12 protein-coding genes are annotated in these 14,566 nt (G+C 71.0%); 4 read left to right on the top strand and 8 right to left on the bottom strand.

Annotated elements, in window-relative coordinates:
- The first annotated feature begins 19 nt into the window (after positions 1-19).
- Positions 20-1,585: an APC family permease gene (locus tag AB1K54_RS05020; RefSeq protein ID WP_371201622.1), complete on the top strand. Its 1,566-nt coding sequence runs from the start codon at positions 20-22 to the stop codon at positions 1,583-1,585.
- Between the two features lie 6 nt (positions 1,586-1,591).
- Here the strand turns inward: AB1K54_RS05020 and AB1K54_RS05015 are convergent, their stop codons facing one another.
- Genes AB1K54_RS05015 through AB1K54_RS05005 form a run of 3 tightly spaced genes read right to left on the bottom strand, consistent with a single transcriptional unit; the run spans position 1,592 to position 5,087 of the window.
- On the bottom strand, positions 1,592-2,920 hold the full coding sequence (locus tag AB1K54_RS05015) for a flavin monoamine oxidase family protein (protein ID WP_371201621.1): 1,329 nt from the start codon (positions 2,918-2,920) through the stop codon (positions 1,592-1,594).
- Between the two features lie 29 nt (positions 2,921-2,949).
- The gene (gene ald / locus AB1K54_RS05010) at positions 2,950-4,065 is read right to left on the bottom strand and encodes an alanine dehydrogenase (RefSeq protein ID WP_371201620.1); all 1,116 of its coding nucleotides are present in this window, start codon (positions 4,063-4,065) and stop codon (positions 2,950-2,952) included.
- Between the two features lie 32 nt (positions 4,066-4,097).
- A complete protein-coding gene (locus AB1K54_RS05005; protein ID WP_371201619.1) occupies positions 4,098-5,087 on the bottom strand; it encodes an asparaginase in 990 nt (329 codons plus the stop codon).
- Positions 5,088-5,165: 78 nt separating this feature from the next.
- On the opposite strand from AB1K54_RS05005, the gene AB1K54_RS05000 reads away from it, so the two are divergent.
- A complete protein-coding gene (locus AB1K54_RS05000) occupies positions 5,166-5,657 on the top strand; it encodes an OsmC family protein (RefSeq protein WP_371201618.1) in 492 nt (163 codons plus the stop codon).
- A 6-nt stretch (positions 5,658-5,663) separates the two neighbouring features.
- On the opposite strand, the gene AB1K54_RS04995 is transcribed toward AB1K54_RS05000, so the two are convergent.
- Positions 5,664-6,380 carry a lysophospholipid acyltransferase family protein gene (locus AB1K54_RS04995; protein WP_371201791.1) on the bottom strand — a complete coding sequence of 239 codons (717 nt, stop codon included), beginning with the start codon at positions 6,378-6,380 and terminating at the stop codon, positions 5,664-5,666.
- A gap of 167 nt (positions 6,381-6,547) precedes the next feature.
- Between AB1K54_RS04995 and AB1K54_RS04990 the strand changes: the two genes are divergently transcribed.
- Together AB1K54_RS04990 and dxr are read left to right on the top strand one after the other, a co-directional pair.
- Entirely contained in the window at positions 6,548-7,534 is a 987-nt protein-coding gene (locus tag AB1K54_RS04990) for an FKBP-type peptidyl-prolyl cis-trans isomerase (protein WP_371201617.1), read from the top strand.
- A gap of 20 nt (positions 7,535-7,554) precedes the next feature.
- The gene (dxr, locus tag AB1K54_RS04985; protein ID WP_371201616.1) at positions 7,555-8,643 is read left to right on the top strand and encodes a 1-deoxy-D-xylulose-5-phosphate reductoisomerase; all 1,089 of its coding nucleotides are present in this window, start codon (positions 7,555-7,557) and stop codon (positions 8,641-8,643) included.
- A gap of 28 nt (positions 8,644-8,671) precedes the next feature.
- On the opposite strand, the gene pflA is transcribed toward dxr, so the two are convergent.
- From pflA to AB1K54_RS04965, 4 genes are all read right to left on the bottom strand, one after another.
- On the bottom strand, positions 8,672-9,589 hold the full coding sequence (pflA, locus tag AB1K54_RS04980) for a pyruvate formate-lyase-activating protein (protein ID WP_371201615.1): 918 nt from the start codon (positions 9,587-9,589) through the stop codon (positions 8,672-8,674).
- 1 nt (position 9,590) lies between these two features.
- Positions 9,591-11,870, bottom strand: coding sequence for a formate C-acetyltransferase (pflB, locus tag AB1K54_RS04975; RefSeq protein WP_371201614.1), 2,280 nt, complete (start codon positions 11,868-11,870; stop codon positions 9,591-9,593).
- Positions 11,871-12,060: 190 nt separating this feature from the next.
- Positions 12,061-13,698 carry a Mur ligase family protein gene (locus AB1K54_RS04970; RefSeq protein ID WP_371201613.1) on the bottom strand — a complete coding sequence of 546 codons (1,638 nt, stop codon included), beginning with the start codon at positions 13,696-13,698 and terminating at the stop codon, positions 12,061-12,063.
- 92 nt (positions 13,699-13,790) lie between these two features.
- On the bottom strand, positions 13,791-14,492 hold the full coding sequence (locus AB1K54_RS04965) for a YcnI family protein (protein ID WP_371201612.1): 702 nt from the start codon (positions 14,490-14,492) through the stop codon (positions 13,791-13,793).
- Positions 14,493-14,566 lie beyond the last annotated feature (74 nt).

Genomic DNA, 14,566 nt, shown 5'->3' with positions numbered 1-14,566 from the left:
CGGGCCCTAACGTCACCGTATGGCTACGTCGCCGATTCACCTTGAACTGCCCGAAGGCAAGGGACTCGCAGCCGGCACACTGGGACTCTGGGGCTCGACCGTCATCGGTCTCGCCTCCACCGCGCCGGTCTACTCACTCGTCGCGACACTCGGGTTCGTCGTGCTGGCGGTGGGCGCCCAGGCGCCGATCGCGTTCGTCATCGCGTTCATCCCGATGCTGTTCATCGCCTTCGCATATCGCGAGCTCAACAACGAGGTCCCCGACTGCGGCACGACCTTCACGTGGGGCACGAAGGCGTTCGGCCCGTGGGTCGGGTGGCTGGGCGGATGGGGCGTCGCGGTGGCGGGCATGGTCGTGCTCGCCAACCTCGCGCAGATCGGCGGCATCTACTTCTGGGCGCTTTGGGACGGCATCGTCGGCAACCCCGAAGACGCGCTGCTCTCCGACAACGTGCCGCTGGTCACCGCGACGGGCGTCGTGTTCATCGCCCTCATGACCTGGGTGTCGTGGCGCGGCGTCGAGATCGGCGAGCGCATCCAGAACATCCTGCTCGGCATCCAGTACCTGGCTCTGGCGATCTTCGTCGTCGCGGCGCTGTGGCAGTTCTTCGCCGGCACCGCGCCGAACCCGACCCCGTTCGACTGGGCCTGGTTCAACCCCCTCGGCTTCACCGACTGGCACGGGTTCACCGAGGCGGTGCTGCTGGCGCTGTTCATCTACTGGGGCTGGGATACGTGCCTCGCGCTGAACGAGGAGACCAAAGACCCCAAGCGCATCCCCGGTCGCGCGGCACTCCTCACCTGCGTGCTGCTGCTTGTCACCTACGTCTCGGTGACCGTCGCCGCGATGATGTATGCGGGCCTCGGTGACACCGGCACGGGCCTTGGCAACGAGGCGAACGCGGACGACTTCTTCCTGGCCATCAAAGACGGCCTGCTCGGGCCGGTCGGCTGGGTGCTCGTCGTGGCCGTGCTGATCTCGGCCGTCTCGTCCACGCAGACCACGATCCTGCCGACGGCGCGGGGAACCCTCTCGATGGCCGTCTACCGCGCCCTGCCCGCCCGGTTCAAGGACGTGCACCCCCAGTACAAGACGCCGTCGTTCTCGACGCTGGTGATGGGTGTCGTCGCATCCGTCTACTACATCGGTATGACCCTCATCAGCGACAACATCCTGCAGGACTCGATCCTGTCGCTGGGGCTTGCGATCGCGTTCTACTACGCGATCACCGGCTACGCGTGCGTGTGGTACTTCCGGCATGAGCTGTTCACATCGGGCCGCAACTTCGTGTACAAGTTCCTGCTGCCCCTGCTCGGCGCCCTCATGCTGACCTACGCGTTCATCCAGTCGGCTATCGACATGTACGACGTCGACTACGGCTACACGGTGCTGCTGGGCATCGGCGGCACGTTCGTGCTCGGCGTCGGCGCGCTCGCACTCGGCGTCGTGCTGATGTTCGTGTGGTTCGCGTTCCCGCGATCGAAGCCGTTCTTCCGCGGCGAGAGCCTCAACCGCGACACGCCGGTGCTCGTGCCCGAAGAGACGGGCGACTTCATGCGCTCGATCGACGGCGGCCTCGTCTGAGACCGCTCAGCCGGCCCACAACCGGTCGATCGGGGTGCTGCGCCCCAGCACACGCTCGGCGGCGCGGTGGCCGGAGTGCAGTGCGGCGGTGACCGTCGCCGGGTCGTCGGTCCACGTCGCCTCGCCCGCGAGATGCAGCACCCCGCCGACCGGGGTCGCCAGGTCGTCGTGGTCGGCGGTCGTCGCACCTGGCACCATGTAGGCGTACGATCCGCGCGCGAAGGGGTCGTCCTGCCACGCGGTGATGTGCACGTCGACGGGCTGCGGCACGCGCTGGCCGTACAGCCGCCGCAGCTGCGCGAGCACCGACGCGACGACGCGATCCCGATCCCGGTCGCCGAGCCCCGTCGCGGCCTCTCCGGCGGCGAACGTGAGCAGCGTCGGCACGCCGTGCAGCGGTGTGAGGTCGTACCACGAGTGCCACCAGCGGCCCTCGGGGCCCTGCTGCCGGATCGCGTAGACCCCGTCGTCCCAGAACTTCGCCGGGAAGCGCAGGAAGATCTTCTCGAAGGCGTTCATCGTCAGCCGGCTGAGCGCCCCCGACACCGGCTCCGGCAGCGGCGGGTCGACGACGAAGTCGGGTGATCGAAGGACGCCGACGGGCACGGTGACCACGCCGGCTCTGGCCGTCATCGCGCCGCGGTCGGCCGTGACCCTCACGCCGTCCGCCGACCACCGCACGCCCGTCACGACGTGCCCGAGGCGCACGTCCAGCCCCTCCGCGAGACGCGCGGGAAGCCGGTCGTAGCCGTCGGGGAAGACGACCTCGTCGCCCTCGACGACATCGTCGTCGAGTCCGTGCGCGGCGAGATCCTCGATCGCAGCCCCGTACTGCTCCTCCGAGCGATGCTCGAGATACTCCCGCACGCGCTGGGTGCGTTGCGCGTCCCAACCCTGGGCGGCGAGGGCGACCTCGGTGACATCACGGTACGAGTCGTACGGCGCCGACCCCGCGATGACACCCCGCAGCGTCGTGTCGACGGCGTGGATGTCGTCCGTGAAGCGGCGGGCCGCGGCATCCGTCAATCGCACGCCGGCCGGATCGTAATAGGCGATCGGCCGGCTGTCGGGCTGGTAGCCGCCCACTGTGAACTCGACGGTGCGCATGCCGAACGCCTGCGCCGCCGCGTACACCGCGCTGTCGGTGATGCCGTGGATCCAGGATGCCCCCAGGTCCGTCGCCACCCCGCCGGCGCGGTCGGTCCACACGCGTCCGCCGATGCGCTCGCGGGCTTCGAGCACCACGACGCGCTGCCCGGCGCGCGAGAGCAGGCGCGCGGCGGTGAGGCCGGCGACCCCGGCGCCGACCACGATCGTGTCGACGTGCTCGTCCATGTCGGTGACCCCTTCGCGCGGCGCGCGGCTCACCCGAGCGCGTCGGCGAGCGGGACCAGTTCGCGCGCGTGCGCGGCGGCGACTCCGGGGTTCACGATGCCGCCGCCGGCCGTGTTGAGTCCCGCCGCGAGCGCGGCGTCCACCCGCAGCGCGTCCTTCCAGCCGAGGCGGGCGATCTGGCGAATGTAGGGCAGGGTCGCGTTCGTCAGCGCCGAGGTCGAGGTGTTCGGCACGGCGCCTGGCATGTTGGCGACGCAGTAGAACACCGAGCCGTGCACGGTGTAGGTCGGGTCGGCGTGCGTCGTCGGACGCGTGTCTTCGAAGCATCCGCCCTGGTCGACCGCGATGTCGACCAGCACGCTGCCCGGCCGCATCCGTCGCACCATGTCGTTGGTGACGAGCTTGGGCGCCTTCGCGCCGGGGATGAGCACCGAGCCGATGACCAGATCCGACGACACGATCGCGCGATCGAGATCCAGCGGGTTCGACGCCGCCGTCTTGATGCGCCCCTGGAAGTGGTCGTCGAGGTACCGCAGGCGCTGCACGTTGGTGTCGAACACGGTCACGTCGGCGCCCATGCCCACCGCGATGACCGCCGCGTTGGCGCCCGCGACGCCGCCGCCGACGATCGTAACCGACGCCGGGCGCGTGCCGGGGACGCCCGACATCAGCAGCCCCAGCCCGCCGGAGGAGCGCATCAGCGTCGTGGCGCCCACCGCGGGGGCCAGGCGCCCGGCGACCTCGCTCATCGGCGCGAGAAGCGGCAGGCCCCCGCCCGGCAGCTGGACCGTCTCGTATGCGATCGCCGCGGTGCCGGCCTCGACGAGCCGTGCGGTGAGGGGCGCGTCGGCGGCGAGGTGCAGATACGTGAACAGCACGAGGTCGTCGCGCAGATGCCGGTACTCGCTGGCGACGGGCTCCTTCACCTTGAGCACGAACTCGCCCTGCGCCCACACGTCCGCGGCGTCGTCGAGCAGCGTCGCACCCGCGTCGGCGTACTCGGCGTCGGGCATCGACGACCCCTCGCCGGCGCCGCGCTGCACCACGACCTCATGGCCGGCGGCGACCAGATCGTGCACGCCCGACGGCGTCAATGCCACGCGGAACTCGCCGTTCTTGACCTCGGTGGGGACGCTGATCCTCATGGTGATCCTCTCCGCCCCTCCTGGGGGCGTCTTCAGAACGCGGAGCGGATGACTCCGACATCACGGCCCCCGCCGGTGACAGCCAGGGGGAGTGCGGTGACGGCATCGTCCACTTCGGATGCCGCGAGCGCGCCGGCGCGCTCCAGGAGGCGCACAGCCACCAGTGCGGCCGCGCGCGTGCTCCCGTCGAGGATCTTCAGGGCCACGGTCGTGCCGTTCGGGGCGGACATCACCATCACGCCTTCGGCGCCGACCTTGGCGAAGACGCCGAGCCGCTCGATCATGACGGTATCGTCTCGCCCGGGCCCCGCGATCGTCCAGGGGTTTTCGCGCACGGCGCGCACGAGGGTCGCGGCTTGCCGGTGCAGGGCGAACGGCGAGCGCTCGGACGCGCCGCCGATCCGGTGGATCGCGCGAGCCAGGCCCATGAGGCTCATCGCGTGCACGGGCGCGCCGCAGCCGTCCACGGCGGTCGAGGTGATCTTCTGCCCGATCAGCCGCTCGGTCACCTCGCGGATGTGCACCTGCAGCGGATGCTCGAACTCGAGGTACGACGCGGGATCCCAGCCGTTCACGACGCACGCCAGCAGCATCGCGGCGTGCTTGCCCGAGCAGTTCATGCGGACGGGCGACGGCTTCTCGCCCGCGCGGATGAGGTCGTCGCGTGTGCCGCTGTCGAGCGGCCACGCCGCGGGGCAGGCCAGTGCGTGCTCGTCCAGGCCCGCGGCATCGAGGATGTCACGCACCGCCGACGCGTGCCGGTCGGTGCCCGAGTGGCTCGCAGTCGCGAGCCCCAGCTGCACCCCCTCGAGCGGCGCACCCGCGGTGAGGCACGCCAGCGCCTGCAGGGGCTTCAGGCTCGAGCGCGGCAGGATCGGCGTCGAGGTGTCGCCCAACTGCGTGGCGATCTGCCCGTCGGCGTCGATGACGATCGCCGACCCGACGTGCCGCGACTCGACGAATCCGCTGCGCTCGATGACCGCGAGCTCGACGGCATCGGCGGCGGAGAAGGTCTGCGGCACCCAGCCAGCCTATCGCCGGGTCGGGTGGGCGCTTGCGACGCAGGTCGTGATGTCGGATGCCGCTGGCAGACTGTCTCCATGATCGGCGAGCACCACTATGCGTTGCGCACCACCTGGACCGGCGACCGCGGCACCGGGACGTCGGGCTACCGGGATTACGACCGCAGCGCCGTGATCGAGGTGGACGGCAAGCCCGACCTGCTCGCCTCGAGCGACAAGCCGTTCCGCGGCGATCCGGCCCGGTGGAACCCCGAGGACCTGCTGCTGGCGGCCCTCAGCCAGTGCCACCTGCTGTCGTACCTGCACGCGTGCGTCACCGCGGGGGTGGTGGTCGTCTCGTACGACGATGACGCGTCCGGCGTGATGGTCGAAGACGGGCGTGGGGGCGGCTCGTTCCGCGAGGTGGTGCTGCGCCCGCGGGTGGTCGTCGCCGATGCGTCGATGATCGAGGCCGCGCAGCGCGCGCACGATGTCGCCCACGGTTGGTGCTTCATCGCGAACTCGGTGAGCTTCCCGGTGCGGCACGAGGCGACGATCGAGGTCGCTGCGGCGGCGCAGCCCGCGGGGTGATCGGCGTCAGCGACGCTCGTGCGGGAGCACCTGCTTCATACGCTCGATGGGGTTCGACGCGGGCACCTCGTTGTACGCGTTCGCGAGTTCCTGGCCGGACAGCGCATGGATCGCGGTCATGATCTCGTCGGTCGCGAGGCGCCGGGCGCGACCCGACGAGGCGGGGCCGTGGTGCGCCAGGTCGAGCGGCGCGCCGAAGCGCACGGTGACGCGCTCCCTGAGCGAGGGGAACTTCGCTCCGACGGGCATCACGCGGTCGGTGCCGCTGAGCCCGACCGGCACGACCAGCGCGCCAGTCTCGAGCGCGAGGAACGCCACCCCCGTGCGGCCTTTGTAGAGGCGGCCGTCGAGCGAGCGGGTTCCCTCGGGGTACAGCGCCACGGCGTTGCCCGCGACGAGGAGCCGGCGCTGCTGGTCCAGCGCGTCGAGCGCGGCCTGCCCCGCGCCGCGCTGCACCGGGACGGCGCCGATCGCCGTGAAGAACTCGCGCGACAGCCAGCCTGAGAAGCCGGTGCCTTCGAAATAGCTCGCCTTCGCCAGGAAGTGCACCGGCCGAGGCGCGGCGACCGGGATGGCGACGGAGTCGATGAACGACAGATGGTTGCTCGCGAAGATGATGGGACCGGTCTTGGGCACGTTCGCGGCGCCCTCGACGCGCGGCCGGTAGATGATGCGGCCGAGTGGGGCGATCACCCGACGCCCGAAGGCGTAGGTGAATCCCATGCGCTTCACGGGCTCGTCGGGGGCCTCGGCGGCGGCAGCGGGGGTGGCAGGCACGCGTGGGGTCTGCTCGAACATCACCCATCGAGGGTACTGCGCGTTCCATGCCCACGCCGGCATGGGGCCACGGCGGGCAGCTCCCAGGGTGGACAAAGCAAAAGTACGGCAGGATGGTCCTCGTTCCGTTCCCCAGCCTTCGAGGTCTTCCCGTGCGCGTTCGCCCGCTTGCCGCCCTGTCCGCTGCCGCACTGTCGGCCGTACTCCTCGCTGGCTGCGCCACAGGCGCCGCGCCCGACGCGGGGTCGTCGCCGAGTCCCGACGTGGCCGATCTGTGCGCCGCCGGTGTCGCGCCGGGCGCGGCATCCGACGCCGTCACCGTCGAGGGCGAGCCGGGCACCGCCTCGACGGCGACCTTCGACATCCCGCTCGAGGTCGACGAGCTTCAGTCGACCGTCATCGCGAAGGGGTCGGGCGACCCGGTCGAGTCCGGCCAGCTCGTGTCGTACGCGCTGACGGCCTTCAACGCCGAGACCGGCGAGCAGCTCGGGTCGGTCGGCTACGCCGACGCACCGGTCCTTCCGAGCCAGATCTCGCCCGACAACCCCATCGGCCAGATCCTCGGATGCGCCACCCCGGGCACGCGCGTGGTCGCGGCGTTCCCGGCCACCCAGTCCAACACGGCCGAGGTGTACATCTTCGACTTCCTGGCGGTCGTGCCCGACAACGCGACGGGCCAGGCTGAGGATCCGGTCGACGGCATGCCCACCGTAGAGCTCGCCGAGGACGGCGCGCCGACCGTGACGCTCCCCGACGGTGACATGCCCACCGAGTTCAAGAAGGCCACGCTGAAGAAGGGCGACGGGCCCGTCGTGCAGTCCGGCGACTCGGTGCTGGTGCAGTACCACGGCGTCTCGTGGAACAGCGGCGAGGTCTTCGACCAGAGCTGGGGCAAGCAGCCCTGGTCCTTCACCGTCGGCAGCGGCGTCGTGCAGGGCTTCAGCGACGCGGTGGCCGGCGAGACGGTCGGTTCGCAGGTGATCGCCGTGCTTCCGCCGGCGGTCGCATACGGCGAGGGCGAGATCAATGACGCCGACCTCACGGGTCAGACGCTCGTGTTCGTCGTCGACATCCTCGCCGCGCAGCCGGCCGCCGGATAGCGACTGGGTACGCTGGGCGGATGCGCCGCGTCATCCTCCTCGGTTCCACTGGCTCGATCGGGACGCAGGCGCTCGACGTCATCCGAGCCAACCCGCGCCGGTTCGAGGTCGTGGGCCTCGCCGCGGGCTCGAACCGCGAGCTCGCGCAGGCGCAGGCCGACGAGTTCGACGTCGACGATGTCGCGTTCGGGGCGGCCTCAGCCGAGCAGCTCGTACGCGATGTCGAGGCCGATGTCGTCCTCAACGGCATCACCGGATCGGTCGGCCTGGGCCCCACGCTCGCCGCGCTCGAGTGCGGACGCACGCTCGCGCTCGCGAACAAGGAGTCGCTGATCGTCGGCGGCGACCTGGTGAAGGCGGTCGCGGCGCCCGGCCAGATCGTGCCCGTCGACTCGGAGCACTCCGCGATCGCACAGGCGCTGCGCGCGGGGGAGCGCGCCGAGGTGCGCCGGCTCGTGCTCACCGCGTCGGGCGGGCCCTTCCGCGGGCGTTCGCGGGACCAGCTCGAGCGTGTCACGCCCGCGCAGGCGCTGGCGCACCCGACCTGGGACATGGGGCGCGTCGTCACGACGAACTCCGCCACCCTCGTCAACAAGGGACTCGAGGTCATCGAGGCGCATCTGCTGTTCGATGTGCCGTACGAGGACATCGACGTGGTGGTGCATCCGCAGTCGATCGTGCACTCGATGGTGGAGTTCATCGACGGCTCGACGATCGCCCAGGCGTCGCCGCCCGACATGCGCCTGCCGATCTCGCTGGGACTGGACTGGCCGAACCGCGTGGGGGGTGTCGGCCGGCCGCTGGACTGGACGGTCGCGACATCGTGGACGTTCGAGCCCCTCGACGCCGGCGCGTTCCCGGCGGTGCGACTGGCCAAGCGCGTCGGCCGCGCGGGCGGCACCTACCCCGCCGTGTTCAACGCGGCCAACGAGCAGGCGGTCGACGCGTTCCACGACGGGCGCATCGGCTTTCTCGGGATTGTCGACACCGTCGAGCGCGTGGTGGAGGCCCACGAGGCGCCCGCGGCGCTCACGCGCGAGTCGCTCGCCGAGGCCGAGCGCTGGGCGAGGGATGCCGCCGATCGCGCGATCGCGGCATCCGGCGCCTGACGCTCCTGGTCCCCACCCCGAACCGGGGTCAGTACGTCGTGAGGCCGCGCGCGCGGAACTGCTCCCGCACGCGCTCGACGAGCGCGGGCGTGGGGGGCTGGACGTCACCGAGAAGGTATTCCCGGCCGGTCGCGGACCACTTGTCACGCCCCATCTGGTGGAAGGGCAGCACCTCGACGCGGGTCACGGCGTTCGGGCGGAGGTCGTTCAGCGAGCGCACGTAGTCGGCGACGAGGTCGACGTTCGCGGGGTCGTCGGTGTAGCCGGGCACCAGCACGAACCGGATCCACATTTCGGGCGCGTGCCCGGTGAGCCCGCGCTCGGCGATGCGCCGGCCGAACGCGAGGGTCGGCTCCAACTCGCGACCGGTGACCGCGCGGTAGGTGTCGGGGTCGCCCGACTTCACGTCGAGCAGGATCAGGTCGGTGTCGTCGAGCAGCTGCTCGGTGGCGTTCGCGCCGAGGTAGCCCGACGTGTCGAGGCACGTGTGGACGCCCATCTCCTTGGCTCCGCGCAGGATGCGCGCCGCGAAGGCCGGCTGCATGAGCACCTCGCCGCCCGACAGCGTGATGCCCCCGCGGGTCGCGCGGAAGACGCCCTGGTAGCGCCGCACGCGGTGCAGCACCTCTTCGGCGAGAACCGGCTCGCCGTTTCGCATCTGCATCGTGTCGGGATTGTGGCAGTAGAGGCACTGGAGGGGGCATCCGCTCAGGAACACCGTCATGCGCGTGCCGGGGCCGTCGACGGCCGTCACCAGCTCCCACGAGTGCACCGAGCCGAGCTCTCCGGTGTGCATCGCCCTGAGGCGGCTCGTGCGGTCGAGGTCGGCGACGGCGAGGCCGTCCGTGCCGGCTCCCTCGCGCCGGGACGGACCGCGGGACTCGGGTGCCTCCAGGTGCGTGTCGGACGACGGGATCGCCGGAATCCCGAGAAGCGTCGCAGCCATTTCAGACCGCGCCGTGGAACGTCCGCGACAGCACGTCGAGCTGCTGCTCACGCGTGAGGCGCACGAAGTTCACCGCGTAGCCGGACACGCGGATCGTGAGCTGCGGGTACTTCTCCGGGTGCTCCATGGCGTCCTCAAGCGTCTCGCGCCGCAGCACGTTGACGTTCATGTGGTAGCCGTGCGCGCCGATATAGGCGTCCAGCAGGCCCGACAGGTTCGCGATCCGCTCGTCCTCGTCGTGGCCGAGCCCCGTGGGCACGACCGTGTTGGTGAGCGAGATGCCGTCTTGCGACTGGCTGTACGGCAGCTTCGCGACAGACAGGCCGGATGCCAGCATCCCGTGCGTGTCGCGTCCGTTCATCGGGTTGGCGCCCGGCGCGAACGGCTGGCCCGCACGGCGCCCGTCGGGCGTGTTGCCGGTCGCCTTGCCGTACACGACGTTGGACGTGATCGTGAGCACCGACTGCGTGGGGACGGCGTTGCGATAGGTGGGGTGGGTGCGCAGCTTCGCCATGAAGCGCTCGACGAGGTCGACGGCGATCGCATCGACCCGGTCGTCGTCGTTGCCGTACGCGGGGAACTCGCCCTCGGTCACGTAGTCGACGACCAGTCCGCGCTCGTCGCGGATCACGCCGACCTTCGCGAACCGGATCGCCGACAGCGAGTCGGCCGCGACCGACAGCCCCGCGATGCCGCAGGCCATCGTGCGGAGGATCTGCTTGTCGTGCAGCGCCATCTCGAGACGTTCGTAGGCGTACTTGTCGTGCGACCAGTGGATGCAGTTCAGCGCCTCGATGTAGGTCGCGGCGAGCCAGTCCAGCATGGCGTCGAAGCGGGTCATCACGTCGTCGAAGTCGAGCACGTCGCCTTCCACCGGCGTGCTCGCGGGTGCGACCTGCTTGCCCGAGATCTCGTCGCGGCCGCCGTTGATGGCGTACAGCAGCGTCTTGGCGAGGTTCACGCGCGCGCCGAAGAACTGCATCTGCTTGCCCACGCGCATGGGCGACACGCAGCACGCGATCGCCGCGTCGTCGCCCCACGACGTGCGGATGAGCTCGTCGGACTCGTACTGCACCGCGGAGGTGTCGATCGACACGCGCGCGCAGAAGTCCTTGAAGCCCTTCGGCAGATCGGGACTCCAGAACACCGTCATGTTCGGCTCGGGCGCAGGACCCAGGTTGTAGAGGGTCTGCAGGTAGCGGAATGAGGTCCTCGTCACGAGCGGCCGGCCGTCTTCGCCCATGCCGCCGATCGACTCGGTGACCCACGTCGGGTCGCCCGAGAAGAGCGCGTCGTACTCGGGGGTGCGCAGGAACCTGACGATCCGCAGCTTGATCACGAAGTCGTCGATGATCTCCTGCGCGGTCGATTCGGTCAGGATGCCGGCGGCGAGGTCTCGCTCGAGGTACACGTCCAAGAAGGTTGAGGTGCGTCCGAGCGACATCGCCGCGCCGTTCTGCTCCTTCACGGCGGCGAGGTAGGCGAAGTACAGCCACTGCACAGCCTCGCGCGCCGTCGTGGCGGGGCGTGCGATGTCGCAGCCGTAGGACGCCGCCATCTTCTTCAGCTCGGCCAGGGCCCGCAGCTGCTCGGCGTGCTCTTCGCGCTCGCGCGCGATCTCGTCGGTGAAGGGTCGCGTGTCGAGGTCGAGCTTGTCGACCTTCTTCGCCGCGATCAGCGCGTCCACGCCGTACAGCGCGACCCGGCGGTAGTCGCCGATGATGCGGCCGCGGCCGTACGCGTCGGGAAGACCGGTGATGATGTGCGAGCTGCGCGCGGCGCGGACGGCGGGCGGGTACACGTCGAAGACGCCGGCGTTGTGCGTCTTGCGATAGTCGGTGAAGATCTTCCGCAGCTCGGGGTCGACCTCGTACCCGTAGGCGGCGAGCGAGCCCTCGACCATGCGCCAGCCGCCGTAGGGCATGATGGCGCGCTTGAGCGGGGCATCCGTCTGCAGTCCCACGATGACGTGGTCGTCCTCGGAGATGAAGCCGGGGGCGTGCGAGGTGATGGCGGCGGGGGTGTGGGCGTCGACGTCGTAGACGCCCTTCTCGCGCTCGGCGGGGAACATGTCGGTGAGCGTGTTCCAGACGCGCAGGGTGCGCTCGGTCGGTCCGGCGAGGAATCCGGCGTCGCCCGTGTACGGGGTGTAGTTGCGCTGGATGAAGTCGCGGACGTCGATGCCGTCCTGCCAGACACCAGGGGTGAAGCCCTCCCACGCGGCCGGGGGACGGTCGGCGTCGTCGCGCGTGGGGAATGAGGTGGGGATGGCGGTGCTCATGGGTGCTTGTTCCTCCGTGGATGGAGTCGGTCACGTCGGAGAACACCTTGCAGGCATCCCCCCGGCGTGCCGCTCCCTCATGGTAACGCCGCGGGCTCGGCGGGTGCGGGGAACGTGCACGCCGTCGCCAAAGAACTCCCGGTCTTGGGGGAGGCGTTTGTGGTCAGACCACAGTTTCGGCGACTGGCGGTCAGCTCTCGGGAGGGTACGGCACAGCCCAGTGCGGCTCGGGCACGGGCCACCCCTCAGCCTTCAGCGCGCGCCGCGCGAGCTCGCGCGCGGAGTACGGCGTGCGCACGCCCCGGATGTCGCGGTAGTCCTGATGCCCGGGGCCGGCCCACAGGATCGCGTCCCCGTCGCCGACGAGCCGCACGGCCTCGGCGATCGCGCGCTCGGGCGGCGAGTACTCGTGGATCTCGGCATCCGGCCTGGCGCGCCGCGCGCCCTCGATGAGGGTCGCCCGGATCGAGTCCGGATTCTCGAAGCGCGGGTGGTGATCGGTGATGACCAGGATGTCGCTTCCTTCGACGGCCGTGCGGCCCATGTCATGCCGCTTGGTGGCGTCGCGGTCGCCGTCGGCGCCGAAGAGCATCAGGACCTTGCCCGGTGTCACCCGGCGCACGGCCGCGAGCGTCTTCTCGAACGCGTCGGGGGAGTGGCCGAAGTCGACGTAGACCGCCGGTCCCCGCTCGCCTGAGACGCGCTCGGTGCGACCGGGGAGGTACGCCTCGATGCGCCCGTCGCGCTCCAGGGCCGCGACGAGGTCGTCCCACGCGTAGCCGGCCTCGAGGATCATCGCGATCGCAAGGCCCGCGTTCGAGGCCATATGACGGCCGATCGTCGGCACGATCGAGGTGAGTGTGCGTCCATCGCGCGCGGTGAGGCGGAACTCGGTGCCCGTCTGGCGCTCGTCGAGGATCTCGACCACCCAGTCCGCTCCCGCCGCGACCGCAGGGTCGGCTGCGATCTCGGGCGTGCCGACTGTCACGAACGGCACCTCGCAGCGCTCCACGACCTCGGCGCCGGGCGTCGAGTCCAGCGAGATCACCGCGCGCCGCGAGCGGTCGGGGCGCAGCAGCGGCAGCTTCGCCTCGAAGTACTCGCGCATGTCGGCGTAGTCGTCGAGGTGGTCGTGGCTGAGGTTGGTGAAGCCGGCGACGTCGAACACCATGCCGTCGACGCGGTGGCGGCTGAGCGCCTGGGCGCTCACCTCGACGGCGACCGCCTCGACGCCGCGCTCGCGCATGAGGGCGAGCAGGGCGTGGAACTCGGATGCCTCGGGCGTGGTCAGCCGCGACACGATGACCTGCCCGGCGATGTGCCGCTCGGCGGTCGAGGACAGGCCCGTCACGACGCCGAGCTGCCCGAGGATGCCCTCGAGCAGGTGCGACACGCTCGTCTTGCCGTTCGTTCCGGTCGTGCCGAAAAGCAGCGGGAGGTCGTCGTCCGGCCCGGTGCCGTACACCCACGCGGACAGGTCGCCCAGCAGCGCCCGCGGGTGATCCACCACGAGCACGGGAACGCCCGCCCCGGCGGCCAGCTCTGCGCCCGCGGCATCCGTCACGATCGCGACCGCGCCCTTGTCGGCCGCGGCCCGCGCGAACTCGGCGCCGTGGCGATTGGCGCCCTGGATCGCGACGAACGCCTCGCCGGGGCGAAGGTCGGCCGTCGCCAGCGTGATGCCGGTGAGCGTCACCCCCGCCAGGTCGCCGCGCACCTCGCGGGCGAAGCGCGCAGCGAGATCCTGGAGCGGGCGAGCGGGCGGATGCTCCGGCCGCAGGACAGGGGGAAGGTTGCCGGCGGGCGCGGCGGAAGGTTCGATCGGCATGTCACCTCCATCTTCGCAGACCCTCCGCGGGAGGACCTCCCGCGGAGGGTCCGCGAAGGGGATCGCGCGGAGGGTCCGCGAAGGGGATCGCGCTACGCGCGGGAGCGGGTGCGCCGCAGCGCCACGATCGCGACGACCAGCGCCGCCAGGCCCAGGCCGAGGCCGGTGGCGCCGAGCGCGACGGGGAGCGGGTCGGCGGCGGCATCGGCCTGGCCCGTGCCGGTGGCGTGACCGTCGTGACCGGACTCGCCCTCGGCGCCCGGCGCCAGGACCGTCACGACCGGCGCGGGGGCGTCGAGCGAGTGCGGGTCGACACCCTCCTCGGCGATCTCGGCCCAGTCGGTCTGCCCCGCGACGCACACCTGCGTCACCGGGAACGCGAGCGTCTGTCCGGCGGTTTCTTCGCCGTAGCCGACGCTCAGGTCGAAGGCGACGCGGTAGCCGCTGTCGACGGGCGCTTCGGCGGTGTAGGTCACCTGCCTCACGAGGCCGTCGTGCTGGTCGCCGTCGCGCACGATGTCGACCTGCCACCCGGGCATGATCGTCGGGGCGACCGAGGTGATGCCCTCGGGGATGTCGATCTTCAGGGCGGTCGTCGGAGAGCCGTCGCATCCGTGCGAGAACGCGAAGGTCAGCACCCCGTAGCCGCCCGCCGTGGCGGAATCGGTGGTGACGGTGACGTGCGCAGAGGCCGCGAGCGGCGCGGCGACGGCCAGGGCGATTCCGACGGCGGCGCCGACGGCGGACAGGGCGATGGTGCGGGCGCGACGGCGCGCGGGGGTGTGGGTGGTCATGCTTCTCTCTCGATCGCACAGCGGATGCCGCGAACGGCGGCGCGGTCGACGGAGTCGTCGCCGCGCACCGCGCG

It is taken from the genome of Microbacterium sp. BWT-B31, from assembly GCF_041379855.1.
Lineage (GTDB): Bacteria > Actinomycetota > Actinomycetes > Actinomycetales > Microbacteriaceae > Microbacterium.
The sequence above is the reverse complement of the archived record's forward strand: the minus strand, read 5'-3'. Positions and strand labels throughout refer to the sequence as shown.

Coding starts and splice junctions, on each gene's coding strand:
- pflA (WP_371201615.1), bottom strand. CDS start 9,589: ATGGCTGCGACGCTTCTCGGGATTCCGGCGATCCCGTCGTCCGACACG.
- AB1K54_RS05015 (WP_371201621.1), bottom strand. CDS start 2,920: ATGGACGAGCACGTCGACACGATCGTGGTCGGCGCCGGGGTCGCCGGC.
- AB1K54_RS04995 (WP_371201791.1), bottom strand. CDS start 6,380: ATGGGATTCACCTACGCCTTCGGGCGTCGGGTGATCGCCCCACTCGGC.
- AB1K54_RS05000 (WP_371201618.1), top strand. CDS start 5,166: ATGATCGGCGAGCACCACTATGCGTTGCGCACCACCTGGACCGGCGAC.
- ald (WP_371201620.1), bottom strand. CDS start 4,065: ATGAGGATCAGCGTCCCCACCGAGGTCAAGAACGGCGAGTTCCGCGTG.
- AB1K54_RS04965 (WP_371201612.1), bottom strand. CDS start 14,492: ATGACCACCCACACCCCCGCGCGCCGTCGCGCCCGCACCATCGCCCTG.
- dxr (WP_371201616.1), top strand. CDS start 7,555: ATGCGCCGCGTCATCCTCCTCGGTTCCACTGGCTCGATCGGGACGCAG.
- AB1K54_RS05020 (WP_371201622.1), top strand. CDS start 20: ATGGCTACGTCGCCGATTCACCTTGAACTGCCCGAAGGCAAGGGACTC.
- AB1K54_RS04990 (WP_371201617.1), top strand. CDS start 6,548: ATGGTCCTCGTTCCGTTCCCCAGCCTTCGAGGTCTTCCCGTGCGCGTT.
- pflB (WP_371201614.1), bottom strand. CDS start 11,870: ATGAGCACCGCCATCCCCACCTCATTCCCCACGCGCGACGACGCCGAC.
- AB1K54_RS04970 (WP_371201613.1), bottom strand. CDS start 13,698: ATGCCGATCGAACCTTCCGCCGCGCCCGCCGGCAACCTTCCCCCTGTC.